At 70.8% G+C, this 23,352-nt stretch carries 23 protein-coding genes; 13 read left to right on the top strand and 10 right to left on the bottom strand.

The genetic code is table 11. The features are described from left to right. Nucleotides 1-166: 166 nt before the first annotated feature. Nucleotides 167-448: a DUF3040 domain-containing protein gene (locus AB0C30_RS32640; RefSeq protein WP_357951866.1), complete on the bottom strand. Its 282-nt coding sequence runs from the start codon at nt 446-448 to the stop codon at nt 167-169. Between the two features lie 133 nt (nt 449-581). On the opposite strand from AB0C30_RS32640, the gene AB0C30_RS32635 reads away from it, so the two are divergent. From AB0C30_RS32635 to AB0C30_RS32615, 5 genes are all read left to right on the top strand, one after another. After that, nucleotides 582-1,640, top strand: a complete 1,059-nt coding sequence (locus AB0C30_RS32635) for an Rv2578c family radical SAM protein (RefSeq protein WP_357951865.1) — start codon at nt 582-584, stop codon at nt 1,638-1,640. A gap of 315 nt (nt 1,641-1,955) precedes the next feature. Beyond that, a complete protein-coding gene (locus AB0C30_RS32630) occupies nt 1,956-4,133 on the top strand; it encodes a GTP-binding protein (RefSeq protein ID WP_357951863.1) in 2,178 nt (725 codons plus the stop codon). Between the two features lie 113 nt (nt 4,134-4,246). Then, a complete protein-coding gene (locus AB0C30_RS32625) occupies nt 4,247-4,375 on the top strand; it encodes a hypothetical protein (RefSeq protein ID WP_357951861.1) in 129 nt (42 codons plus the stop codon). A 60-nt stretch (nt 4,376-4,435) separates the two neighbouring features. After that, nucleotides 4,436-7,549, top strand: a complete 3,114-nt coding sequence (locus tag AB0C30_RS32620) for a S41 family peptidase (RefSeq protein ID WP_357951859.1) — start codon at nt 4,436-4,438, stop codon at nt 7,547-7,549. Between the two features lie 156 nt (nt 7,550-7,705). Continuing rightward, nucleotides 7,706-9,064 carry a glycosyltransferase family 4 protein gene (locus AB0C30_RS32615; protein WP_357951857.1) on the top strand — a complete coding sequence of 453 codons (1,359 nt, stop codon included), beginning with the start codon at nt 7,706-7,708 and terminating at the stop codon, nt 9,062-9,064. Between the two features lie 7 nt (nt 9,065-9,071). Here the strand turns inward: AB0C30_RS32615 and AB0C30_RS32610 are convergent, their stop codons facing one another. Then, complete coding sequence (locus AB0C30_RS32610; RefSeq protein ID WP_357951855.1) at nt 9,072-9,977, bottom strand: trypsin-like peptidase domain-containing protein; 906 nt, start codon at nt 9,975-9,977, stop codon at nt 9,072-9,074. 203 nt (nt 9,978-10,180) lie between these two features. Here AB0C30_RS32610 and AB0C30_RS32605 point away from each other — a divergent pair, with 203 nt between their 5' ends. Beyond that, on the top strand, nt 10,181-10,894 hold the full coding sequence (locus AB0C30_RS32605; RefSeq protein ID WP_357951853.1) for an HNH endonuclease family protein: 714 nt from the start codon (nt 10,181-10,183) through the stop codon (nt 10,892-10,894). Between the two features lie 25 nt (nt 10,895-10,919). On the opposite strand, the gene AB0C30_RS32600 is transcribed toward AB0C30_RS32605, so the two are convergent. Further along, on the bottom strand, nt 10,920-11,756 hold the full coding sequence (locus AB0C30_RS32600) for an SGNH/GDSL hydrolase family protein (RefSeq protein WP_357951851.1): 837 nt from the start codon (nt 11,754-11,756) through the stop codon (nt 10,920-10,922). A 217-nt stretch (nt 11,757-11,973) separates the two neighbouring features. On the opposite strand from AB0C30_RS32600, the gene AB0C30_RS32595 reads away from it, so the two are divergent. Continuing rightward, nucleotides 11,974-13,218, top strand: coding sequence for an isochorismate synthase (locus tag AB0C30_RS32595; protein WP_357951849.1), 1,245 nt, complete (start codon nt 11,974-11,976; stop codon nt 13,216-13,218). Between the two features lie 136 nt (nt 13,219-13,354). On the opposite strand, the gene AB0C30_RS32590 is transcribed toward AB0C30_RS32595, so the two are convergent. Genes AB0C30_RS32590 through AB0C30_RS32580 form a run of 3 tightly spaced genes read right to left on the bottom strand, consistent with a single transcriptional unit; the run spans nt 13,355 to nt 15,916 of the window. Further along, a complete protein-coding gene (locus tag AB0C30_RS32590; protein WP_357951847.1) occupies nt 13,355-13,969 on the bottom strand; it encodes a YigZ family protein in 615 nt (204 codons plus the stop codon). A 55-nt stretch (nt 13,970-14,024) separates the two neighbouring features. After that, nucleotides 14,025-15,341: an MFS transporter gene (locus AB0C30_RS32585; protein WP_357951845.1), complete on the bottom strand. Its 1,317-nt coding sequence runs from the start codon at nt 15,339-15,341 to the stop codon at nt 14,025-14,027. Continuing rightward, nucleotides 15,338-15,916 (bottom strand): helix-turn-helix domain-containing protein, encoded by a 579-nt coding sequence (locus tag AB0C30_RS32580; protein WP_357951843.1) that lies wholly within the window; start codon nt 15,914-15,916, stop codon nt 15,338-15,340. The genes AB0C30_RS32585 and AB0C30_RS32580 overlap by 4 nt, the downstream gene beginning before the upstream one ends. A gap of 135 nt (nt 15,917-16,051) precedes the next feature. Here AB0C30_RS32580 and AB0C30_RS32575 point away from each other — a divergent pair, with 135 nt between their 5' ends. Continuing rightward, nucleotides 16,052-16,453, top strand: a complete 402-nt coding sequence (locus AB0C30_RS32575) for a hypothetical protein (protein ID WP_357951841.1) — start codon at nt 16,052-16,054, stop codon at nt 16,451-16,453. Nucleotides 16,454-16,470: 17 nt separating this feature from the next. After that, nucleotides 16,471-17,049, top strand: a complete 579-nt coding sequence (locus AB0C30_RS32570; protein WP_357951839.1) for a TetR/AcrR family transcriptional regulator — start codon at nt 16,471-16,473, stop codon at nt 17,047-17,049. A gap of 303 nt (nt 17,050-17,352) precedes the next feature. On the opposite strand, the gene AB0C30_RS32565 is transcribed toward AB0C30_RS32570, so the two are convergent. Beyond that, nucleotides 17,353-17,877 carry a CGNR zinc finger domain-containing protein gene (locus AB0C30_RS32565; RefSeq protein ID WP_357951837.1) on the bottom strand — a complete coding sequence of 175 codons (525 nt, stop codon included), beginning with the start codon at nt 17,875-17,877 and terminating at the stop codon, nt 17,353-17,355. A gap of 96 nt (nt 17,878-17,973) precedes the next feature. On the opposite strand from AB0C30_RS32565, the gene AB0C30_RS32560 reads away from it, so the two are divergent. Together AB0C30_RS32560 and AB0C30_RS32555 are read left to right on the top strand one after the other, a co-directional pair. Beyond that, nucleotides 17,974-18,846, top strand: a complete 873-nt coding sequence (locus tag AB0C30_RS32560) for a hypothetical protein (protein ID WP_357951835.1) — start codon at nt 17,974-17,976, stop codon at nt 18,844-18,846. A gap of 125 nt (nt 18,847-18,971) precedes the next feature. Next, nucleotides 18,972-19,430 (top strand): MarR family transcriptional regulator, encoded by a 459-nt coding sequence (locus AB0C30_RS32555; RefSeq protein ID WP_357951833.1) that lies wholly within the window; start codon nt 18,972-18,974, stop codon nt 19,428-19,430. An 11-nt stretch (nt 19,431-19,441) separates the two neighbouring features. Here AB0C30_RS32555 and AB0C30_RS32550 read toward each other — a convergent pair whose 3' ends face one another. From AB0C30_RS32550 to AB0C30_RS32540, 3 genes are all read right to left on the bottom strand, one after another. Beyond that, the gene (locus tag AB0C30_RS32550) at nt 19,442-19,654 is read right to left on the bottom strand and encodes a hypothetical protein (RefSeq protein WP_225291204.1); all 213 of its coding nucleotides are present in this window, start codon (nt 19,652-19,654) and stop codon (nt 19,442-19,444) included. A 25-nt stretch (nt 19,655-19,679) separates the two neighbouring features. Then, on the bottom strand, nt 19,680-20,252 hold the full coding sequence (locus AB0C30_RS32545) for a LysE family translocator (protein ID WP_357952189.1): 573 nt from the start codon (nt 20,250-20,252) through the stop codon (nt 19,680-19,682). A gap of 71 nt (nt 20,253-20,323) precedes the next feature. Continuing rightward, the gene (locus tag AB0C30_RS32540; protein ID WP_357951832.1) at nt 20,324-21,295 is read right to left on the bottom strand and encodes a YafY family protein; all 972 of its coding nucleotides are present in this window, start codon (nt 21,293-21,295) and stop codon (nt 20,324-20,326) included. Between the two features lie 44 nt (nt 21,296-21,339). On the opposite strand from AB0C30_RS32540, the gene AB0C30_RS32535 reads away from it, so the two are divergent. Then, nucleotides 21,340-22,101 (top strand): DeoR/GlpR family DNA-binding transcription regulator, encoded by a 762-nt coding sequence (locus AB0C30_RS32535; RefSeq protein ID WP_357951830.1) that lies wholly within the window; start codon nt 21,340-21,342, stop codon nt 22,099-22,101. 85 nt (nt 22,102-22,186) lie between these two features. Beyond that, the gene (locus tag AB0C30_RS32530; RefSeq protein WP_357951829.1) at nt 22,187-23,335 is read left to right on the top strand and encodes an MFS transporter; all 1,149 of its coding nucleotides are present in this window, start codon (nt 22,187-22,189) and stop codon (nt 23,333-23,335) included. Nucleotides 23,336-23,352 lie beyond the last annotated feature (17 nt).

Raw genomic sequence — 23,352 nt, 5'->3', positions numbered from 1 at the left:
CTTGTGTCTCCAGCGGGCGAGATCACGGCCTGCGGGCACGGCACACGGTGTCTGGCATCCGACACACTGCGTCAGGCGTCTACCGCACTGCGCACGGCGTCTCGCGTCTGACGTACGGCGTCTGGCGCACGGGCGTCACAAAACGCCGGATATTTCGGGAGATGCGTTAGAGCGAGGCGGCCAGCGCCAGTGCCGTGGCGGCCTCGTGGCGCAGGACCATGATCAGTAGCGTCGCGACCAGAGTGGCGATCAACAGCCAGCTGATCAGGATGATGACCGTCGAGCGGCGCGGCCTGCGCCGGCGGCCGGACTGCCCGTCGACCTTCTCCTCGCTGCGACGAGCCCGCTCGTTGAACGACTCCAACCTCGCCACAAGTCGCGGATCGTCGTCGACGAGGTGCTGCTCGATCTGCGCCAGCATCCGCTCCTCGTCCTGCGACCAGGCCATGGGTGCACCTCCGGAACGCAAGCTCTGTGCCGGGTTTCTGCCCAACCATGAAGATCATTAGCCCCCGCCCAAGCAGGTAATTGCCACCTCTTTTCATTTGCGATCTTCGTCGAACCTTTGTTCTAATCATGGGATGCGCTGGGACAACCTGCGCCTGGCCGACTCCGGCCGGGACGATCCGGCCGTGCCGCTGTTCGCCCGCGGCGCGGTCACCCGCACGTTCGACACTCCCGAGTTCAAGGGGATGACCTTCTACGAGATCCAGGCCCGCTCGATCATCAACCGGGTGCCGGCGGCCAGCCGGGTCCCGTTCGAGCACACCATCAATCCCTATCGGGGCTGCGGCCACCGCTGCGTCTACTGCTTTGCCCGCAAGACCCACCAATATCTCGACCTCGACGCCGGCGCCGATTTCGACTCGAAGATCGTGGTCAAGGTCAACGCCACCGAACTGGCCCGCAAGGAGCTGGCGGCGCCGCGCTGGCACGGCGGCCCCATCGCCATGGGCACGAACGTCGACTGTTACCAGAGGGCCGAGGGCCGTTACCAGCTGATGAGGGGCATCCTGGCCGCCCTGCGCGACGCCGCGAATCCGTTCTCGATCCTCACCAAGGGCACGCTCATCCTGCGCGACCTCGACCTGCTGACCGAGGCCGCCGAGGTCACCCAGGTGAGCGCCAGCGTGTCGGTCGGCTTCGTCGACCCCGATGTGTGGCGCTCCGTCGAGCCCGGCACCCCCGCTCCGCGCCGACGACTGGAGGTCTGCGCCACGCTCAACGACCACGGCATCTCCTGCGGTGTGCTGATGGCGCCGATCCTGCCGTACCTCACCGACTCCCCCGACCAGCTCGAACGCACGGTCAAGGAGATCGCCCAGGCGGGCGCCACCCACCTCGCGCCCATCGTCCTGCACCTGCGGCCCGGGGCGCGCGAGTGGTGGCTGGAGTGGCTGTCGCGTGAGCATCCCCGGCTCGTGCCGCGCTACCTGGAGCTGTACGGAAGGGGCGCCTACGCGCCGCAGGCCTACCAGCAGCGCATCACCGACCAGGTCAAGGAGCTGGCCCGACGCCACGGTGTCGGCCGGGCGACCGCGGCTTCAGCCCGCCGCCTCCCGCCTCGTGCTGAGCCCGCTCCACCGGCCCACCCCGAGCCCGCACCACAGGCGCGGCAACTCAGCCTCCCCGGCCTGTGACAGCGCGGCACCTCGACCTCTACGGCTTGCGACGGCGCGCCGGCTCAACCTCTCTGCCTCTGACGGCGCAGGAGCTCGACCTCTCCGGCCCGTGGGGTGCGATCAGCTCTGGGCTCTCCGGCCTGTGACTGCTCGGCCTCTCCGGCCTCTCCGGGCCGGCGAGCGGGTGAGCCGCGAATAATCATTGGCAGCGCGGCCGACGCAGATGACATCATGAGGCCGTTTCTGACGCCGACCAGCAGGAGCAGGTAATGCGGTGCCTTCGAGTCTCCCAGCGCCCCATTGGCACGAGAGTTCTCGAGGCTTCGACCACGCATGTACATCCTCAACATCGGCATCCTCGCGCATGTAGACGCGGGTAAGACGAGCCTGACCGAGCGACTGCTGTTCCAGACCGGCACGATCGACCGGCTGGGCAGCGTCGACGACGGCAGCACACAGACCGACAGCGGGGCCATCGAGCGGCGCCGCGGCATCACCATCCGCACCGCCGTCGCCTCCTTCACCGTGGGCGACCTACGGGTCAACCTCATCGACACACCCGGCCACGCCGACTTCGTGGCCGAGGTCGAACGCGCGCTCGGCGTGCTCGACGGCGCCGTGCTGGTGCTGTCGGCCGTCGAAGGGGTTCAGCCGCACTCGCGGCTGCTGATGAAGACGCTGCGCAGGCTGCGGGTGCCTACGCTGATCTTCGTCAACAAGATCGACCGGGCCGGAGCCCGGGAGCGGGAACTGCTGGAGGACATCCGGCGGTGGCTCTCGCCGTACACCGTCGCCTTGAACACCGTCGAGGAGATCGGCGGTCCGGATGCCCGCACGCGCCGCATCATCGGCCCGGACGAGGCGGACGGTTCCGGCGATTCCCTCCTTGGCGGTGAGGCGGTCGGCGGCGAGGTGGCTGAGATGCTGGCCGAGCATGACGACGGCATCCTGGAGTCGCTCGTCGAGGGGCGGGCGCCGAGTGGCCGGCAGGTGTGGGCGGCGATGGCCCGGCAGTGCGCCGACGGAGTGCTGCATCCGGTGCTGTTCGGGTCGGCGATGACCGGGCGGGGTGTCGGCGATCTGCTCCACGGGTTCCGGCTGCTGCCCGCCACGACCATGCCGGACACGCCCGGAGCGAGCACAGCCATAGCGGGCACAGCCATAGCGGGCACGGCCGGGTCAGGCACGCCCAGAGCGAGCACAGCCGTGGCGGGCTCGCCTAAGTCAGGCACGGCCTCGTCGGGTGAGGCGCTCAAAGCGACCGTGTTCGCGATCGAGCGGGGCGCCGCCGGGGAGAAGGTCGCCTATCTGCGGATGCGGTCCGGCGTGCTGCGTGCGCGGCAGCGGGTGCCCTTCCATCGCCTGCGCCGTGACGGGACGGTGGAGGAGTACAGTGGGCGGCCGACCGCGGTACGCGTGGCCGGGTCGGCGGAGTCGCAGGCGGTGGCCGGGGACATCGCGAAGGTGTGGGGCGTGCCCGAGGTCCGGGTCGGCGACCACCTCGGCCTCCCACCAAGCGACCAGCTCAGCACCCCATCAGGCAGCCGCGTCGGCACCCCACCAGACGACCACCTCGACACCGCGCCGGACAGCCGCCTCGGCACCCCACCAGCTAGCCGCCCCGGCACCGCGCCGGACAGGCGCCTGGGCATCTCACCAGAGGACGCGTCCAAGGGTGGGCACTTCCCTGCGCCCAGTCTGGAGACGGTGGTCAGGCCGCGGGTTCCCGGACAGGAGGGCCGGCTGCATGCCGCGCTCGCCGCCCTGGCCGAGCAGGATCCGCTGATCGGCACCCGCGCCCTGCCCGGCGGCCAGACGTCGGTCCTGCTCTATGGGGAGGTGCAGAAGGAGGTCATCGCCGAGACGCTGGCCGGGGAGTTCGGGGTGGAGGCGGTGTTCGAGCCGACCCGGCCCGTCTATCTCGAACGGCCCGCGCGCCGGGCGGAGGTCGTCGAGGAGATCGCCCGCCATGGCCGCAACGACTTCGTCGCCACCGTCGGCCTGCGGGTGGAGCCCGCCGCGATCGGGTCCGGTGTCGGATACCGGCTGGGCGTGGATCTGGGGTCGCTGCCGCTGGCCTTCCACCGGGCCATCGAGGACACCGTACGCGACACGCTGTCCGAGGGCCCGCACGGCTGGCCGGTCACCGACCTCCTGGTCACGCTGACCAGGACCGGTTATGACAGCCCGGTCACCACGGCGGCCGACTTCCGGGGGCGGACGACGAACGTGCTGCGGCGGGCGCTGCGCCAGGCGGGCACCCGGGTGTACGAGCCGTGCCACCGCTTCGAACTGGAGGTGCCGCCGGAGTCGCTGAGCGCGGCGACCGTACGGCTGGCGGCGCTGGGCGCCGTGGTGGCCGATGCCGTGCCGCGGGAGGCGGTGTGGCTGGTCAGCGGTGACATCCCGGCCCTGGCGGTGCGCGAGTTCGAGCTGGCGCTGCCCGGCCTGTCGCATGGCGAGGGCGTGTGGTGGTCGCGGCCCTTCGGTGATCGTCCCACCCGAAGGTAACGATATGTCACCGGTCGTCCGCCGACAGTTACTTCACATGTCGGTTTTCTTCCGGAAATGGGTACTAAGGCGGTTGATGTACTAATCCCACATCATCCGTTCAGGGGGAACCAATGGCACAGACGAACAAGAAGCCGGCCGCCAAGACCGGCAAGACCAAGAAACAGACGATCAAGCCCGCCCGCCAGGACAAGGACGCCAAGGACGCCAAGAAGGAGCCCAAGAAGCCGGACATGGCTTGACGCGGTGAAAGGATCAGGCAGCCGCGGCCGGAGTCCCGGCTGCCTGATCACGGAGCACACATGTCCGCCTACCTGCGCTTCCCCTCTATCTTCCAGGACGTGGTCGTTTTCGCGGCCGAGGACGACCTGTGGATGGTCTCCGCCCTCGGGGGGCGCGCCTTCCGTCTGACCGCCGGGCTCGCCGAGGCCGGTTACCCGCGCATCTCGCCGCGCGGCGACCAGCTCGCCTTCGTCGGGCGCGAGGAGGGCCCGGAAGAGGTGTACGTCATGCCCGCCGACGGCGGCGCGGCCCGGCGGGTCACCTATCACGGAGCCCGCTGCACCGTGACCGGCTGGGACCCCGAGGGCCGCATCCTGTACGCCAGCGACGAGTGCCAGCCGTTCGAGGGCCGCAAGTGGCTGCACCGGGTCGCGCCGGGCGGTGTGCCGCACCGCCTGCCGTACGGGCCGGCGAACTCCATCGCCCACGGCCCCCGCGGCATGATCGTCCTGGGCCGCAACACCGCCGACCCCGCGCGCTGGAAGAGGTACCGCGGCGGCACCGTCGGCGACCTGTGGATCGACCCCGACGGCGAAGGCCGCTTCCGCCGGCTCATCCGGCTGCCCGGCAATCTGGCGTCGCCCTGCTGGAGCGGTGACCGCGTCTGCTTCCTGTCCGACCACGAGGGCGTCGGCAACGTCTACTCCTGCACTCCGGACGGCGACGACCTGCGCAAGCACACCCACCACGACGACTACTACGCGCGCAATCTGTCCGGTGACGGCCACCGCCTCGTCTACCACGCGGGCGCCGACCTCTACCTGCTCGATCCGGAGGACGCACCCCAGCGGATCGACGTACGGCTGGCCAGCTCCAGGACCCAGCGCAACCGCCGGTTCGTGGAGGCCGACGACTACCTCGAGAGCGCCACGCTCACTCCCGACGGCAGCGCCCTGGCGGTCACCGCGCGCGGCAAGGCGTACACCATGGCCGGTTGGGAAGGGCCGGTCCGGCAGCACGGCGAGCCCGACGGCGTCCGCTACCGCTTCCTGACCTTCCTCAACGACGGCCGCCGCCTCATCGCCGCCGCCAGTGACGACGGTGACGAGGAACAGCTGGTCATCCTCGGCGACCCGGCCGCCCCGGAGATCGCCCGGCTCGGGCGGATCACCGCGCTGGTGCCCGATCCCGCCCACGACCGCGTCGCCGTGACCAACCACCGCGACGAGCTGCACCTTGTCGATCTGGCCACCGGGCGGGCCGTACTCGTCGAGGCCAACCCGCACGGCCCGCCGGCGGACCCCGCCTGGTCGCACGACGGCCATTGGCTCGCGTACGCCACCCCGCTGAACGCCCACACCGCCGCGATCATGCTGCACCACCCCGCGACCGGCCAGACCGTCGCCGCCACCGAACCCCTGCTCGAAGACTCCCGCCCCGCCTTCGACCCGCGCGGCCGCTATCTCTACTTCATCGGCCAGCGGGTCTTCTCCCCCGTCTACGACCAGCTCCAGTTCGACCTCGGCTTCCCCCTCGGCACCCGCCCCTACGCCATCGCGCTGCGACGGGACGTCCCCGACCCGTTCGTCCCGCAGCCCCGCCCCCTGGGAGCGAAGGACGAGGAGGAAGAGGAAGAGGAGGAGGGTGAGCCCGAGCCGCTGCGCGTCGACCTCGAGGGCCTGGCCCGCCGCGTCACCGCGTTCCCCCTGCCGGAAGGCCGCTACGAGCGGGTCGCCGGGCTGCCGGGCAAGGCGCTCATTCTCAGCAGCCCGCTGCAGGGTGAGAGCATCCTGGACCTGTACGACTTCACCAAGGGTGAGCGCGAGACCTTCGCCCGCGGCGTCAGCGACTTCGAGCTGTGCCGCGATCACAAAACGCTCCTGTACCGGGCGGGCGACCGGCTGCGCGTGCTGAAGGCCGCCGAGACGCCCGACGACGACGGCGACACCCCGGGCCGCGAAACCGGGTGGATCGACCTGTCCCGGATCAAGGTGTCGGTCTGCCCGGCGGCGGAATGGCGGCAGATGTTCCGTGAGGCGTGGCGCCTGCAGCTCGAGAACTTCTGGACCGAGGACATGGCCGGCGTCGACTGGCACGCCGTCTACGAGCGCTACCTGCCGCTCGTCGAACGCGTCAGCACCCGCGGCGAGTTCTCCGACCTGCTGTGGGAGCTCCACGGGGAGCTGGCCACCAGCCACGCCTACGAGAGCGGCGGCGAGTACCGGCCGGGCCCCGACTACACGCAGGGCAAGCTCGGCGTCGACTGGGACTATCGCGACGGCGTCTACCACATCGGCGCCATCGTCACCGGCGACGCGTGGAACCCCGAGGCCACCTCCCCGCTCAACCGGATCGGCCTGGACGTACGGCCGGGCGACGCGGTCCTGGCCATCAACGGCGCCCCCATCGGCGAGACCGCCACCCCCAACGAACGCCTGGTCAACCAGGCCGACGAGGAGGTCGAGCTCACCCTGCGGCGCGGCGAGCGCGTCTTCACCGCCGTCGTCCGCGCCATCGCCGACGAGGGGCCCGCCCGTTACCGCGACTGGGTCAACCTCAACCGCGCCCGTTGCCATCAGCGCTCGGACGGCCGCGTCGGATACGTACACATTCCCGATATGGGCACCGACGGGTTCGCCGAGTTCCACCGCGGCTTCCTGGCCGAGCACGACCGTGACGCGCTCATCGTCGACGTCCGCTTCAACGGCGGCGGCAACGTCTCGGCGCTGCTGCTGGAGAAGCTGGCCCGCCGCAGACTCGGCTACGACTATCCCCGCTGGGGTGATCCCGAGCCATACCCGCCGGAGTCGACGCGCGGTCCGCTGGTCGCCATCACCAACGAATGGGCCGGCTCCGACGGCGACATCTTCAGCCACACCTTCAAGCTGCGCGGCCTCGGCCCGCTCGTCGGCAAGCGAACCTGGGGCGGGGTCATCGGCATCTGGCCGCGGCACCGGCTGGCCGACGGCACTGTCACCACACAGCCAGAGTTCTCCTTCGCCTTCGACGACGTCGGCTGGCAGGTCGAGAACTACGGCACCGACCCGGACATCGAGATCGACATCACCCCGCAGGACTACGCGGCGGGCACGGACACCCAGCTCGAGAAGGCCATCGACGTGATACTCGGGCTGCTGGCCGAACACCCCCCACACACCCCGGATCCAACACATCGGCCACGGATGCAACCTTAAGAGGATTTGCAACGTCTATAGATCATGCGTGGGGTTAGTCCTCGGGGATGGACAGGACACTCCACCGAAGCGGGACAATAAGCCGGTGGCGAATTCGCACACATCGCCATTGGCCACTTGTGTAGTGACACTCTCGGTTCAAGGGGGACTTCTCAGGTGCGCGCACTGGCACGCAAGGGCAGGTCGGCGATGGTCCGGCTGTACAAGGGCTACAACCGCCGCAAGGTGCGCAAAGCGCCGCCGCCGTCCACGGACAAGGTCAGAATCCTGATCCTGCACGCGTACGGCATGGGCGGCACGATCAGGACCGTCTTCAACCTCGCCAGTTATCTGGCCGAGAACCACGACGTGGAGATCGTCAGCATCCTGAAGGAGGCCGAGGAGCCCTTCTTCCCGATCGACCCGCGGGTCAAGTTCCGCTTCCTGGACGACCGGCTGAACCCCGGCCCGGACCCGGTACGCGCGATGCTGTCGAAGCGGCCGAGCAAGCTCATCCCGCCGGAGGAGTCGGCGTTCCACCGCTTCAACCTGTGGACCGACCTGAAGCTGGCCCGCTACATCCGCTCGCTCGACACCGGGATCCTCATCTCCACCAGGCCCGGCCTCAACCTGGCGATGGCCCAGTTAGCGCTGCCGAGCGTCATCACCATCGGCCAGGAGCACGTCGCGCTGCGTACTCAGCCGGAGGCGGTGCAGGAGCTGATCAAGTGGCGCTACCGCCGCTTCGACGCGCTGGCCACCCTCACCAAGGCCGACCTGCGCGACTACCGCGCCGCCCTGCCCAAGAAGCCGAAGCGGCTGATCCGCATCCCCAACGCCGTGCCGCCGATGACCGGCGACGTGGCCAAGCTCGACTCCAAGGTCGTCATCGCCGTCGGCAGACTGACCCGCCTCAAGGGCTTCCACCGGCTCATCGTCGCCTGGGAGGAGGTCGCCAAGACCCACCCCGACTGGAAGCTGCGCATCTACGGCGCCGGCCCCCAGGAGGACAACCTGCGCCAGCAGGTGATCGACGCGGGTCTCGAGGGCCAGATCGAGCTGCCCGGCGCCACCTCCGACGTCGGCGCCGAGCTGGAGAAGGCGTCCGTCTTCGTGCTCAGCTCGCGCCACGAGGGCTTCCCGATGACCATCCTGGAGGCCATGGCCAAGGGGCTGGCCATCGTCAGCTTCAACAGCCCGCACGGGCCAAAGGAAATGATCACCGACGAGGTCGACGGGCTGCTGGTCAAGCCGCGTACCAACGCCAACCTCGCCACCTCGCTCCTGCGCGTCATCGAGGACGAGGAACTGCGCCGCCGCCTGGCGGCCGGGGCGCTGGAGACGGCGCGCACGTACGACGTGGACGTCATCGGCGCGCAGTGGGACGCCCTGTTCGAGGAGCTCCTGGCCCGCCGCAACGGCACCTACGTCAAGCCGACGCCGCCCACGCCCGCGGAACCGGCGTCGGCCGAACCGGCACCCGCGGAATCCGCACCGGCGCCGGCCGAGCCCGCGCAGACTCCGTGGTCCTCCTGACGGCCGGCTAAGCGCGGCTCGTCAGCTCGACCGGCTCCGCGATGACGTCCACCAGCGCCCCGTTGCGGTGGACCGTGATCGGCAGGGGCCGCCCGATCGCCTCGGCGAACATCAGCCGCTGCAAGCTCTGCGCGTCGCCCACCGGATGGCGGTCCGCGCTCAGCACCAGATCCCCCGCCCGCAGGCCGGCCCGGTCGGCGGGCGATCCGGGCATCACCTCCACCACCCGCAGCGCGCTGTCCTGCCCGGTCCGCCGGCGGAGCGGCTCGCTCAGCGGCGCCGGCGAGGTCACCAGTCCGAGGTAGGCCCGCCGTACCCGGCCGTCCTTGATCAGCGTGGCGATGATCCCCCGCGTCGTGCTGTTGACCGGCACGGCCAGCCCCACCCCGACGCCGGCCACGGCCGTGTTGACGCCGACCACCCGCGCCCGCGAGTCGGCCAGCGCTCCTCCCGAGTTGCCGGGGTTCAGGGCCGCGTCGGTCTGGATCACGTCCTCGATGAGGCGTACGGCCTGACCGCTCCGGGCCGGTAACGACCGTCCCAGTCCCGACACCACGCCGGCCGTCACCGAACCGGCCAGCCCCAGCGGGCTGCCCACCGCCACCACGAGCTGTCCCACCACCAGTTCGTCGCTGTCGCCCAGGACGGCGGGCTCCGGCGTGGGCACCTGCGCCCTGATCACCGCCAGATCCGACAGCGGATCGCGCCCCACCACCAGGAACTCACCCGACGACCCGTCGGCGAACGCCACCGTGCCCGCCCTCGAGGAGCCCACCACGTGCGCGTTCGTCAGCAGGAACCCGTCGGCCGTGAAGACCACCGCCGACCCGCTGCCCCGATCCGCCCGAACACTGGCCACCCTCGGCAGCAGCTCGGCCGCCACCGAGGAGACGACGCGAGAGTAATCATCCATGACGACACCCTTCTCAGTTGCTTACATCATTACTCCGCAACTGAGAAAACGGCCACCGCCCATGAAGATCCGCATCCGGATCAACAGGACCGCGCGCCACACACCCCTCTCTCTGCCGCCTCAAACCTCTCACTGTGTCAAACACCACAATGTCGGGAATTGATCTCTAGAGAACCTGTGCCCAAGAATCCCCGGAGGCGTACTTGAGCACAAAGGAAACGGTCGCCCTCCTGGCAGGGGGCGTCCTGGTCGTCTCCCTCGTCGGCGGCACCAAGACCAGCCCGGCCACCGCGGCCAGCCCCCTCACCAACACCAGCGGAACCCGCCCAGGACTCGCCCCCATCGCCACCGACGCCGACCGGGCCAGCGCCCGCACCCTCATCAAGCGGCTCCGGGTCAAGGGCCGCGGCCCCAAGACCGGCTACGAGCGCACCAGGTACGGCGACAACTGGGCCGACACCGCCACCGGCGTCCCGTACGCCCGCAACGGCTGCCGCACCCGCGACGACCTGCTCGCCCGCGACGGCCAGGACGTCAAGTATCGCCAGGGCTCCCGCTGCGAGGTCGTCTCCCTCGTCCTGACCGACCCCTACACCGGCCGGACCATCGACTGGCGCAAGGACCACGCCGACGAGATCCAGGTCGACCACGTCATCCCGCTCGCCTACGGCTGGCGGATGGGCACACCGCGCTGGTCGATGTCCAAGCGCGTGGACTTCGCCAACGACCCGCTCAACCTGCTGCCCGTCTACGGTGCCGCCAACGAGCAGAAGGACGCCTCAGGGCCGGCGGGCTGGCTGCCGCCGCAACACCGTATCCGCTGCGCCTACGTCACCCGCTTCGCGCAGGTCGCGCTCAAGTACGACCTGCCCGTCACCCGCGCGGACAAGAACGCCATGCTCGCCCAGTGCCGCTGACCGCCGCTCAGATGACCAGCGCCGCTCAGAGCACGTCGATCCACTCGAAGCCGTTCTTGAACGTCAGCTGGGCCAGGGCCCGCTGCCCCTGGGGGTTGGGGTGGAAATAGTCCCACTTGCTGATGTGGTCGAGCGTGAACGGGTAGGCGAACACCGCGCCCCCGTCCGTACGGCACGCGGTCCCCAGCGTCGCGCACGCCTCGGCGGCCTCGTGGTTGTAGGCCATCACGCGCGCCCGCACCCGGGCCCGCCGCGCCACGTCCGCGGGCTTGGCCGACGAAGGGGAGGCCAGCATCGTGGGGCAGATCCGGCCGAGCGTCCAGAACGTGCGCGCCAGCGCGTTGCTCTTGCCGACCTGCCACAACCGGCGCAGGTCGGGAATGCTGGCGAAGAACACCCTGACCCCCGGCACCCCGGCCCGCAACTCCGCCAGAGCCGCGTCGAGCCGCTGCCGGTAGACGCTTACGGGCGTCATGTCCTTCTCCGCCGGCTTGCAGGCGTCCTGAGCGCCGATAAGGATTGTGACGTATGTCGCCTTGGCGGTGATCGCCTGCTTCACCTGACCCATCAGGTCCGCGCTCGTCGACCCGGGCACCGCGAAGTTGCGGTTGTGCCCCGTGATCGTCCGGCTCAGCCCGGCCAGCCGCAGGTAGTGGCTGGTCACCTCGGCGTTGTCCCCCGCCGACCAGGAGCGGGAGGTGCACGAGACGTACCAGCCGCACGCGTTGAACCCCGCCGAGATCGAGTCTCCCAACGCCGCCATGGCCTCCGGGACAGGCTCCGCCGAGGACGACGCGTGTGCCGTACCGGAACCGAGAAGAACGAGGGCAGCGGCGAAGAGGGGTGCGAGACGAGTGATCATGCGGCCCAAAGTAGGGATGGGCGCGGAGGCCGACTATGTCGTCAAGGCAACATCTGCCATCTCGGGACCGTGTTCATATCGCTGCTTGACAGTCCTCATCCGATGAGGATGCTCCGAATATCATGCGGGTTCCCCCTTTATCTGGGTTCATTGACCGTAACCGGTCATTCACGGGGGTCCCAGTCGAACGTGTTCAGTTCCCGCATAGAGTGTCTGGGTGAGTGTCGCGCTCGGAACCACCCGCCCGCTACCGGTTCGCACCGCCCCCATAGGTGACCCCGGTGACCTGCTGGCCTCCCTGCCCCGGACCGCCGCCCCCTATGCCTGGATCCGGCACGGCGAAGGACTCGTCGGCTGGGGTGAGGCCGCACGGGTGGCCGTTCCCGCAGGTCCCGACCGGTTCGCCTGGGCGAGCCGGTGGCTCGCCGACCTGTTCGGCGACGCCCACATGGACGGCTATTTCGACGGCCCCGGTGGCATGCCCGGCGTCGGGCCCGTCGCCTTCGGCTCCTTCACCTTCGACGAGAACGCCGCCGGCTCCGTCCTCGTCGTGCCGCAGGCCGTGCTCGCCCGGCGTGCCGGCCGCGCCTGGCTCACCACCATCGGCGACGCGCGCCTCGAACCCCTCACGCCCGTACGCGATCCGGGCCGCATCAGTTACGGCGACGGCAGCCTGTCCGCCCCCGAATGGGAGCATGTCGTCGCCCAGGCCACCCGGCGCATCCGCGAGGGCGAGCTGGAGAAGGTCGTCCTGGCCCGCGACCTGATCGCCACGGCCGAGCGGCCGATCGACGTACGCCTCCTGCTCGACCGCCTCGCACAGCGCTATCCCGACTGCTACACCTTCTCCGTCGCCGGCCTGGTCGGCGCCACCCCCGAGCTGCTCATCCGGCGCACCGGCAAGGAGATCGAGTCGCTCGTCCTGGCCGGCACCACGCCCCGCGGCACCGGTCCGGCCGACGACCTGGCGCGCGGCGCGGCGCTGTTCGCCTCGGCCAAGGACCGGCACGAGCACGAGTGCGCGATCGCGTCCGTACGCGAGACGCTCGCCCCGCTGTGCTCGTCGCTGCAGACGCCCGACGAGCCTGAACTGCTCATGCTGCCCAACGTCCAGCACCTGGCCAGCCACGTGACCGGGCGCCTGGCCGACGGCGCGTCGGTGCTCGACGTGGTCGCCGCCATGCACCCGACCGCGGCCGTGGGCGGCACGCCCACCGACACCGCCATCAAGGTGATCCGGGAGCTGGAGGGGATGGACCGCGCGGGCTACGCGGGTCCGGTCGGGTGGATCGACGCGCACGGGGACGGGGAGTGGGGGATCGCGCTGCGGTCGGGGATCGTCCGGGGGCGCCGGGCGCGGCTGTTCGCGGGCGCCGGCATCATGGGCGACTCCGACCCGAGCTCCGAACTCGCCGAGGCGCAAGCGAAGTTCCGCGTCATGCAGTACGCCCTCGAGGGATGACGTGCTGGTTTCTTGTTACGGTCTAATTTTTTGTTACGGCAAGCCTGGGAAGACCCACCCGCCGTACGTGGCTGAGGGCCTCCAGGGACACGGCCGCTGAGCCCGCACAGGGCCGGCCGCCGTTACGGCCGCATTCTTAACCGGCTACGTGGATTCTGTTGCCCGGTGTCACCTGAGCCCTGCCCGCCGTCAGGGTGGCCAGCCAGTCCGTGAAGGCGGCCGTCTCGTCGTCCCCCACCGCCACTGTGAAGACGACCTTGCTGCCGTAGGACACCTCCCTGATGGGGTGTCTCGATGCCCGTAGGTCGTTCTCTATGCGGCCCGCCTGGTCGTGGGCCACTGTCACCTCGAAGAGCGTCGCCGGGATCATGCGGATCGGTACCGCCTGGTCCAGGGTCTCCGTCACCGCGGAGCTGTAGGCGCGGACCAGGCCACCGGCGCCCAGAAGGGTGCCGCCGAAGTAGCGGGTCACCACCGCCACCACATCGTTGAAGCCTCTGCCGGTCAGGGCCTGGAGCATGGGGGTGCCCGCCGTGCCGCCTGGTTCGCCGTCGTCGTCGCCCTTCCGGTCGTCGCCGATCACGTAGGCCGTGCAGTTGTGGGAGGCGCTCGGGTGCAGGTGACGGCGTTCGGCGATGAAGGCCGAGGCTTCCGCGGGCGTCCTCGCCGGGGCGAGCGCGCAGACGAAACGGGAGCGGCGGGCCTCCGTCTCGTGCTCGATGGCGGCGCTGAGAGTGAGGTAGGAGGACACGTCCACAGATTAGTGCTCACCGGACAGGCCGTCGGGGCGGGCTTCCCCCGTCCGGTCATGGGCTGCGACTGCTCTTCGTACCGATGCTTTCGGCTGATGCCGGCGCGGAGGGCGAGCCCACGCCACGGGGCTGGTCCATCTGCCGCCATTCACGGCGCAACCCGGTCAGCCCGATGGTGAGGAAGTAGGCCGCCCCGCACGCGACCAGCACCGGCGACAGTCCGGCGGCGGCCACCGCCGCGCCGGCCATGAGCCCGCCCAGCGGAATCCCGGCCCAGGCCAGCGAGTCTCCCAGCGCGTTGACCCGCCCCAGCAGCCGTCGCGGCACCCGCTCGAAGAGGATGGCGCCCAGAATCGGGTTGATGAGCCCGCAGCCGAGCCCGCTCACCGCGAACACGACCAGCATCACCCACACCGGCGCGTCCATCGCCAGGACCAGGAACCTCGGCGGCCCCGCCACCAGGAAGGCCACGAAGAACACCGCCCGCCGCCGCATCCGGTGCGCCACCGCGGCGGCCACCAGGCTCCCGCCGACCGCGGCCAATCCCATGGCGGCGCTGTTCAGCCCGATCACGGCCGGGCCATGGCCGGACTCCCGGGCCCACACCGGCACGAGTACCTGGGCGAACGCGGCGTCCAGCAGGTTCGTCACGGCGACCATGAGGGTGAGGGCCAGCAGCATCGGCTCGGCCCGCAGAAAGGCGACCCCCTCGGCGAATCGCCGCCAGTAGCCCCCCGCCTCCAGCACCGGGGCGGGGATCGGGGCGCCCGCGTACCGTGCCTGGGTGCGTGGCAGCGCCCACACGATGACGACGGAGCCGAGCGCGAAGCAGGCCCCGCTGAGCGCCAGCCCCACCAGCGGACCGGCCAGCGCCACCAGCGCCCCGCCCATCGCCGGACCCAAGGTGGCGGCCAGCCGTTCGGTCACGCCCGACAGGGCGGCGGCCCGCTCCAGCGGTATCCGGCCACGTTCGGCCGCCTCCGGCACCATGATCTCCTTGGCCAGATCGCCGGGCCCACGAGCCGCGCCGATCAGTGCCACCAGCCCGAGCAACGCCGGGAAGGCCAGCAGGTCGAGCGCGTGCAGCAGAGCCACGGCCCCGGCTCCGGCGGCGCTCACCACGTCGGCGACCCACGAGACCCGGCGCGGGCCCAGGTGATCGACCAGCGGCCCCGCGAGCAGCTTGACCAGGACGTACGGCGCCATCTCGCAGAAGGCCACGAGCCCGGTCATGGCGGCGCTGCCGGTCGTGACGAGCACGAACCACGGCAGCGCGATGGCCGACACCCGGGTGCCGGTCAGCGACATCGCCATGGCGGCCAGAACACCGGCCAGCGGGCGTAAGGACCGTCCGGTCGCAGGAGGAGTCATGACGGATCCACCTCCGATCCGTCCGGCTCCGGCAGCAGGTGCATGACCAGCGACACGCGCTCGGCACCCTCGGCCGTCTGCTCGGACGCGTCGCGCCGGTAACGGTCGATCACGGACAGCAGCTCCTCACGCATCCGCTCCGCCTCTTCCGGGGTGAGACGGAGCGCCCAGTGGCTGATGTCGAAGGCATCGAACCAGGGGCGGGGCATGGTCTGCAGTTCGTTCAGCGCGCGCTGTGTCAGCAGGCTGTGCGCGGCGGCCACGGAGCGCAGGTACGCCATCAGCGCCTCGGGCTCCTGCCTGGCCACGTCGCTGGAGGTCAGCCGGGTCACCTCGTGCACCGCGCGCCACCACCGCTCCCGCGCGTTCCCGCGTTCGGCGTCCTCCTCGACGAAGCCCGCCGCCGCCAGCCTGCGCAGGTGGTAGCTGGCCGTACCGGAGTTGACGCCGAGGCGCTCGGCCAGCCGGGTGGCCGTCGAAGGACCGTACTTGCGCAGCAACTGGACCAGCTCCACCCGCACCGGGTGAGCGAGGGCCCGCAAGCCCTTGGCATCGAGAACTACGACTGACGTCATGCCCCCACCCTAGATTGCCAACATCTCTTCGCAAAGAGTTCTTCGCGAAGAGATGTTGGCAATCGCTGGGCTCCGCCGCCGACGTGTTCGCGCTGGGAGGTCTGGCGCACGCGGCACACGTTCGGGCTCGGCGTCGTGGCGGGGGCGGCCGTGGCCGCCGCGGTGGTCGCGACGGCCGCCACGGCCGGGCTGATCAGGCCGGGCGCCGCCGACGGCACTCCGCTCGCCCAGCCCGCCGCGATCGTCACGGTCACCGGACAGGCACCCGCCCACCCGACGGAGAACGAGGACGACGTCAGATACGGCGCCGCCGGCCTCGCCGCGGACAAGATGGCCGTGCTCGACTCCAGACAGACCGGCACTCATCAGGCGCGCGTCGACAACACCAAGTACATGAGCACCTACGAACCCGACCAGGCCGAAGGCAGGCTCGTGTGCGTCTTCGGCCAGAACACGATCGGCCTCGTCAAGGTGACGAAGGTCAGCGAGGGTGACAGCAACTACATCACTATGGACCTGACAGTCTGGCAGCGCTGACGCCTACTCTTGAAGTCATGTCCGTGACGCCCTTGCGGGGCGGGCCGGCGCGCGAGGCCGAACTGCTCGGCGTCGTGCTCGATGTGCTGCGCGAAACCGGCTACGACCGGCTGACCATCGACGCCGTGGCCGCACGCGCGAAGGCGGGCAAGCACACCGTCTACCGGCGCTGGCCGTCCAAGGCGGAATTGGTGGTCGCGGCATTCGTCAACGCCGTCTCCACCACGCCGGTGGCGCCCGACACGGGTGAGCTGCGGGCCGATCTGCTCGGGCTGATGGAGTCGCTGGTGGGCGAGCTGGCCCGGCTGAGCGACGTCGTCGCCGGGCTGGTCGGGGAGATCCTGCACAACGCCGACCTGGCGCGCGCGGTGCAGCAGAACTACGTCGCGACGCGCCGCCGGTTGACGCTGGAGGTGTTCGAGCGGGCCTGGACCAGGGGCGAGCTGTCCCGCAGCGCCGACACCGACCTGCTGTGGCAGGTGGGCCCGGCGGTCCTGTTCTTCCGCGCGCTGGTGAGCGGCGAGCCCGTCGACAGCGAGCTGGCCCGGCGCCTCGTGGACCACGTCGTGCTACCCCTCGCACTCAACCGCCGGTAGCCTCCCCGCCACACCTGCCTACCCCCCAAGCCAAGCCCTCGCTTGGCCCGCCACTCCCCCAGCCCTGGCTCCGTTCTTCCTTCCTCCCCCGAAGGGGGTGCCCTTCCATGGGCCTCTGCCCCGAGGGACCACCTTCTTCCACCCCCTGAAGAGGATGTCCCTCCATAGGACCTCCGCCCCGACGGACCGCCCTCTCTCCACCCCCCGAAGGGGGTATCCCTCCAAAAGGACACCAGCCACCACGGACCGTCACACGGATGGAGCCCGGTTACGTGACAAACCACCCGGGAAACCATGGCTACCCTAGGTCCGCCGCCGGGCGCGATACGCGCTGGCCTTGGCGCGGTTCTGGCACGACAGCCCGCAGAACCGCCGCGAGGCGTTACGCGTCACGTCGAAGAAGACCAGCGAACACCCCTCCGCCTCGCACGACCGGAGCCGTACCCCCTGCCCCACCCCGATCACCATGGCCAGCGCCGTGCCGATGTCGGCGGCCCACGCGTCGACCAGTGAGGCTCCCGGCTGGTGGAAGGCCAGCATGGGCGGCTCTCCGCTCAGGTGGGCGACGGCCGCGTACCGTACCAGCAGCGCGTTGAGCGACGCGACGGAATCGGGACCGCCGCCGAAGACGGGCCGCAGCTCGGCGGCCACCTCCGCCAGGTGGTCGGCGTCGGCGGCGGTCAGCGCCCCGGCGGGCGGCCGCTCGAGGCGGGCCGTGGCATCGAGTACGGCGGCACGGCGCGCGGCCCCGCCGGCCGGCGGCTCAAGATCGCGCCCATGCGCCTCGCCCACGGCCAGTACGTTCACCAGGAGGACGGCGAGCTCCACCCACCGGCCAACATAACTGTCTATTTGCGTTTGACCAGTGATGCGCCAGGAGTCTATCGTCACTGTCATAGCTTACCTAGACAGTGAGGAATCGGCATGTCCATCGATGGCAGACTCGCCCGGCGCATGTGGCACCAGTTGGAGCCGATCCACGCGGCGCTGTACTTCTCCCCGCAGGCCTTCGAGGAGGCGGCGGCGATCGGCTACGACGTGGAGTCGCGCTGGCCGAGCTACTTCGCCTACCGCACCGCGCCGTTGGGCCGCGCGGGCACGAACCTGGCCTTCGCCACCTACTACAGCTTCAGCCCGCGGACGATCGCCGAACACGTTCCGGCCGTCTGGGACACCGCGAGTCCCGCAGAGGTGCTGCGCGCCCGCCATCGGGCCGTGGACCGTACCTATCGGACCCTGCTCGGCGACGGGGTCGGGGCGCTCGGCGAGGCCGCCGAGCTGGCCCGGCGGGTGGCGGAGAGCGTGACGGTGGGCGGACGGCCGTTCGCCGCGGCCAACCTGGACCTGTCCTGGCCCGATGAGCCGCACCTGGCGCTCTGGCACGCCGCCACCGTGCTGCGTGAGCACCGCGGCGACGGCCACCTGGTGGCACTGCAGGCGGCGGAGCTGGACCCGTGCGAGTCGCTGGTCTCCTTGGCCGCGGTCGGCGGCGCCCCGGTGGCCAACTTCGCCGGGCGCGGCTGGAGCGAGAGCGAGTGGGCCGGCGCCCAGGACCGGCTGGCCGGGCGCGGCCTGGTGGACACCGAGGGCCAGGCCACCGACCAGGGCCGGGCGCTGCGCGACCAGGTCGAGCGGATGACCGACGACCTGGCCGCCGAGCCGTGGCGGCAGCTGGGCGAGCAGCGCGCCGATCGGCTGGCTCAGCTCATCCAGCCCGTCCTGGGAGCCGTCTTCGAGGCGGGCATTCTCCCGATGACCAGCACGCTCGGCATCGCCACCGTGAAGGCCCCTGACTGACGGGCGCACCCTCCGCATTCGGCTGCGACGAGGGGCCGGAAGCGGTGAGGGTGATCCTCGCCGCCCTCACCCTGCGCAAACACGCGGGAAGTTTCGCCCGTTTGTGAAGCCCGTAGAATCCGCGTGTGAGTCGTGACGAGGAGGCCGTGCGCCACACGGTCGAGCGGATGGCGCGGATCTTCTCCGACTGGGGCTTGCCGCCCATGGCCGCGCGGGTGCTGTTCACGATGATGGCGGCCGAGGAGCGGACGCTGACGGCCGCCGAGCTCGGTGAGCGGCTCGGCGTCAGCCCGGCCGCCATATCCGGCGCGGTGCGTCTGCTCACGCAGATGCACCTGGTGGTGCGCGAGCCGGTGCCCGGATCCCGCCGCGACGTCTACCGCCTGCCCGACGACGCCTGGTACGAGCTCACGCTGACCAAGATGCCGATCTTCCGGCAGATCACCGGCGAGGCGTCGGCCGCGGTCGAGGCGGTCGGCGGCGACGGCACCGTGGCCGGCGCGAACCTGGCCAGAATGCGCGACTACTTCGAGTTCGTGGAGCGGGAGTTGCCCCAGCTCCTCGACAAATGGCGCGCACGCTGAGGAGCCGAACGCTAGCCCCTGCCGTACTTCTTGTGCACGGCCTGCTTGCTCACCCCGATCGCGTTGGCGATCTGCGCCCACGGTAGCCCGGCCACCCTGGCCCGGCGCACCTGCACCGCCTCCATGCGCTCGAGTTCGTGCCGCAAGGCAGTGGTGGCCTGCAGCGCCCGCAGCGGATCCTCGTCCTGCGCCTGCCGCATCAGCGTCGCCAGGTCGTTCGTCATCCCCTTAACGTAGTCCAGCGGGCCGTCATCGCGAATCCAGGACGAGCCTCAGGCCGAGGCCGATGAGGACGACGCCGGAGATCTGCTCCAACCGCCGCCTGACCGCCGGGCGGCCCAGAAACGCCTTGGCCTTGGCGACGGTCCAGATGAGCAGGCCGTACCAGAGCAGGTCCACGAGCACCCAGACGACGGCGAGCGTGACCAGGGTGAGCGGGACGTTCTGCCCGCGCGGCACGAACTGCGGCAGGAACGACATCGCGAACACCGCCGCCTTCGGGTTGGCCAGGCAGGTCCCGAATCCGGCCAGGAACGACCTGCGCCGCCCGCTGACCGCGTCCACCTCGACCGGCGGCGCGTCCTTGCGGCGGGCCTGCCAGAGCGACTGCGCGCCCATCACGACCAGCAGCACCGCGCCCGCGACGCGCATCACGTCGTAGGCCACCTGCGAGGCCAGCACCAGCGCCGACAGGCCGAACGCGGCGGCCAGCCCCCAGATCAGGATGCCGGCCTCGTTGCCCAGGGTGGCGGCCAGGCCGGAACCGCGCCCGGCCCGCAGGGTCTGTCTGAGAATGATCGCGGTACTCACCCCCGGAACCATCGCCACCAAGATGCACGCGCCAACGAATGCGATGAGATACATGTGGGGCATCGTGGCAGAATCTCCCGGATTCAGCCGTAGATTTTTCCGAGCTCCGCGATCGCCTCGGCCATCAGCGCGCGCAGTTCGGGCGGTCCGAGCACCTCGACGCTCGCCCCGAGCCGCAGCAGCAGCCAGCGGGCGTGCGTGAGCGACTCGATCGGTACGGTGAGCGTGCGCCAGCCCTCCGCGTCCGGCTCGCCGCCCTCGGCCAGCGCGGCGGTGACGACGTCGTTGCCCATCGTGTACGCGAGCAGGCTGTCGGTGCCGGGGGCGACCTTGATGACGGCCTCGGCGGTGTACATGCGTTCGCGGAACTCGCGCGAATAGTCCTGCCAGAAGTCGCCGAGGTCGAAGCCCTCGGGCCGGTCGAACCCGCCGGGCAGGGTCTCCAGCGTCAGAATGCGCGCCACCCGGTAGGTGCGCGGCGTCTGCCCGTCGGGGGCGGCGATCAGGTACCAGGAGCCGCCCTTGAGCACGAGCCCGTAGGGGTTCACCTCCCGCTCGACGTCCTGTTGGCCCCAGCGCCGGTAGGTCATCCGCAGCCGCCGCTGCTCCCAGACCGCCGCGGCCACCTCGCTGAGGTGCGGCACGTCGTCCGCGTCGCGGTACCAGCCGGGTACGTCCATCAGGAAGCGCTCGCGCATCCGGGAGGCGTGCGAGCGCGGCTCGGGCGGCAGCGCGGCCAGCAGTTTCAGCTCCGCGCTCGCCACCACCTCCGACAGCCCCAGCTCGGCCGCGGGCCCGGGAAGGCCGGCCAGGAACAGCGACGACGCCTCCTCTGCCGTCAGCCCGGTCAGCCGGGTGCGGTAGCCGTCGAGCAGTTGGTAGCCGCCCGCCGGACCGCGATCGGCGTAGACCGGAACGCCGGCGGCCGACAGCGCCTCGACGTCGCGATAGACGGTCCTGACCGACACCTCCAGCTCCGCGGCCAGGTCGGTGGCGGTCATCCGGCCGCGCGCCTGCAGGAGCAGCAGGAGGGAGAGCAGACGGCTGGCACGCATGACCCCCATTGTATTGCGCACATTATTCGTGTTTGTATGAACACATGGAACGTGTGATGTCCATCATGAACGCCCTCCGCACCCACGACAGCGTCTCGGTCGCCGAGCTGGCCGCCGAGCACGGCGTGTCGGAGATGACGATCCGCCGCGATCTGGACGAGCTGGCCCAGCAGGGCGTACTCCGCCGGGTCAGAGGCGGCGCTCTGTCGCTGCTGCTGCGCGGCGAGGAGCCGCCGTTCGGGGTGCGGGAGCGCGAGGCGGTCGAGACCAAGCAGCGGATCGGCGCCGAGGTGGCCGGGCTGATCGCCGACGGCGAGGCGGTGCTGCTCGACGGTGGCACGACCGCGCTGGAAGTGGCGCGCGCGCTGCTGGACCGCCGGCTCACCGTGCTGCCGCTGGCGCTCCAGTCGGTGTCACTGCTGGCCGCGGCGCCGCGCGTACGTCTGGTGCTGCCCGGCGGAGAGGTACGGCAGGGCGAGCTGAACTTCATGGGCCCCCTGACCGAGACCTCCATCAAGGCCCTGCGCTTCGACACGGCGGTGATCGGCTGCTGCGGACTGTCCGCCGAGCACGGGCTGACCGCCCACGACCTGCCGGAGGTGGCCGTCAAGCAGGCCGCCATCGCCGCCGCCAGGCGGGTGATCGTGGCGTGCGACTCGGGCAAGTTCGCCAGGACGGCGTTCGGCGCGGTCTGCCCGATCTCGCGGCTCGACGTGGTGGTGACCGACGACGGCATTCCGCGCGAGCAGCACGACGCCCTGGCGGCCGCCGGGGTCGCCGTCCGCCTCGTACAGGAGTCCCAGTGAAGCGGCCCCGAGTAGCCGTCCGTCTCGTCCAGGAGTCGCCGTTGAACCGCGCCCGAGTCACCGCCCGTCTCGCTCAGGAGTCGCCGTGAGCCGCGCCCGGGTCGCCGTTTATCTGCTGTTCTTCCTCGCCGGGGCCGCCGTGGGCACCTGGACGGCCCGGATTCCGGCCATCAAGGAGAACCTCGGGCTGAGCGACGGGCGGCTGAGCCTGGCGCTGCTGGCCATCGCCGCCGGAGCGGTGGTGGGCATGCAGGCGGTCGGCCGCCTCGTCGACCGCTACGGCAGCAGCCGCGTCATGATCCCGGCCGCGCTGCTCCAGGGAGTCGTGCTCGTCCTGCCCGCCTACGCCGCGAACCTGGGCACGCTGGCCGCGGCGCTGTTCGGGTTCGGCGTGGTGCACGGGGTGCTGGACGTCTCGATGAACGCCAACGCGGTGGAGGTGGAACGCGCCTGGGGACGGCCGATCATGTCGTCCTTCCACGCGGTGTTCAGCATCGGCGGGTTCGCCGGCGCCGCGGTCGGCGGACTGTTCGCGCACCTGGCGCTCTCCCCCGCCGTCACGTTCCTGTCCGTCGGGGCGGTGATCGCGCTCCTGGCCGCGTGGGCGGCGGCCTGGGCGCTACGCTCCCGCCCTGCCCCGGTGATCTCGGCCGACGGAGTACGCCCGGGGCTGCCCAAGGGCATCCTCTTCCTCGGCGTGCTGGCTTTCTGCTGCCTAGTGGGCGAGGGCGCGGCGGCCGACTGGAGCTCGGTCTACCTGCGGGAGGACCTGGCCGCGTCCGCGGGGTTCGCGGCGGCGGGATATGCGGCGTTCTCCATCATGATGACGGCGGGACGCCTGGCCGGGGACCGGCTGGCCGCCCGCTTCGGGCCGGTGGCGCTGGTGCGCGGGTGCGGGCTGCTGGCCGCCGCCGGGCTGGGACTGGCCCTGACGATCGGGCATCCGGTGGCGGCGGTGGCCGGGTTCGGGTGCTTCGGGGCGGGGTTGTCGTGCATCGTGCCGCAGGTGTTCTCCGCCGCCGGGCATCGTGACCCGGCGTTCGCGGGGCGGGCGCTGGCGAGGGTGGCGAGCATCGGCTATCTGGGGTTCCTGTCCGGGCCGGTGCTCATCGGGGGCATCGCCGAACTCTCCGGGCTGCCGCGGGCACTGGCCGTACCGGCGCTGCTGGCCGCGTTCGTGGCGCTGGCCGCGACCGCGCTACGCACTCGTACGACCGAGCCGGTCGGATCCTAAACGGTCGGGTCGGAACC

The organism is Nonomuraea sp. NPDC048901 (genome assembly GCF_040649695.1).
GTDB lineage: Bacteria > Actinomycetota > Actinomycetes > Streptosporangiales > Streptosporangiaceae > Nonomuraea.
The sequence above is the reverse complement of the archived record's forward strand: the minus strand, read 5'-3'. Positions and strand labels throughout refer to the sequence as shown.

Coding starts and splice junctions, on each gene's coding strand:
- AB0C30_RS32580 (WP_357951843.1), bottom strand. CDS start 15,916: ATGACGTCAGTCGTAGTTCTCGATGCCAAGGGCTTGCGGGCCCTCGCT.
- AB0C30_RS32625 (WP_357951861.1), top strand. CDS start 4,247: ATGGCACAGACGAACAAGAAGCCGGCCGCCAAGACCGGCAAGACCAAG.
- AB0C30_RS32640 (WP_357951866.1), bottom strand. CDS start 448: ATGGCCTGGTCGCAGGACGAGGAGCGGATGCTGGCGCAGATCGAGCAG.
- AB0C30_RS32550 (WP_225291204.1), bottom strand. CDS start 19,654: ATGACGAACGACCTGGCGACGCTGATGCGGCAGGCGCAGGACGAGGAT.
- AB0C30_RS32635 (WP_357951865.1), top strand. CDS start 582: ATGCGCTGGGACAACCTGCGCCTGGCCGACTCCGGCCGGGACGATCCG.
- AB0C30_RS32630 (WP_357951863.1), top strand. CDS start 1,956: ATGTACATCCTCAACATCGGCATCCTCGCGCATGTAGACGCGGGTAAG.
- AB0C30_RS32570 (WP_357951839.1), top strand. CDS start 16,471: ATGTCCGTGACGCCCTTGCGGGGCGGGCCGGCGCGCGAGGCCGAACTG.
- AB0C30_RS32560 (WP_357951835.1), top strand. CDS start 17,974: ATGTCCATCGATGGCAGACTCGCCCGGCGCATGTGGCACCAGTTGGAG.
- AB0C30_RS32610 (WP_357951855.1), bottom strand. CDS start 9,977: ATGGATGATTACTCTCGCGTCGTCTCCTCGGTGGCGGCCGAGCTGCTG.
- AB0C30_RS32545 (WP_357952189.1), bottom strand. CDS start 20,252: ATGGTTCCGGGGGTGAGTACCGCGATCATTCTCAGACAGACCCTGCGG.
- AB0C30_RS32535 (WP_357951830.1), top strand. CDS start 21,340: ATGGAACGTGTGATGTCCATCATGAACGCCCTCCGCACCCACGACAGC.
- AB0C30_RS32620 (WP_357951859.1), top strand. CDS start 4,436: ATGTCCGCCTACCTGCGCTTCCCCTCTATCTTCCAGGACGTGGTCGTT.
- AB0C30_RS32600 (WP_357951851.1), bottom strand. CDS start 11,756: ATGATCACTCGTCTCGCACCCCTCTTCGCCGCTGCCCTCGTTCTTCTC.
- AB0C30_RS32540 (WP_357951832.1), bottom strand. CDS start 21,295: ATGCGTGCCAGCCGTCTGCTCTCCCTCCTGCTGCTCCTGCAGGCGCGC.
- AB0C30_RS32585 (WP_357951845.1), bottom strand. CDS start 15,341: ATGACTCCTCCTGCGACCGGACGGTCCTTACGCCCGCTGGCCGGTGTT.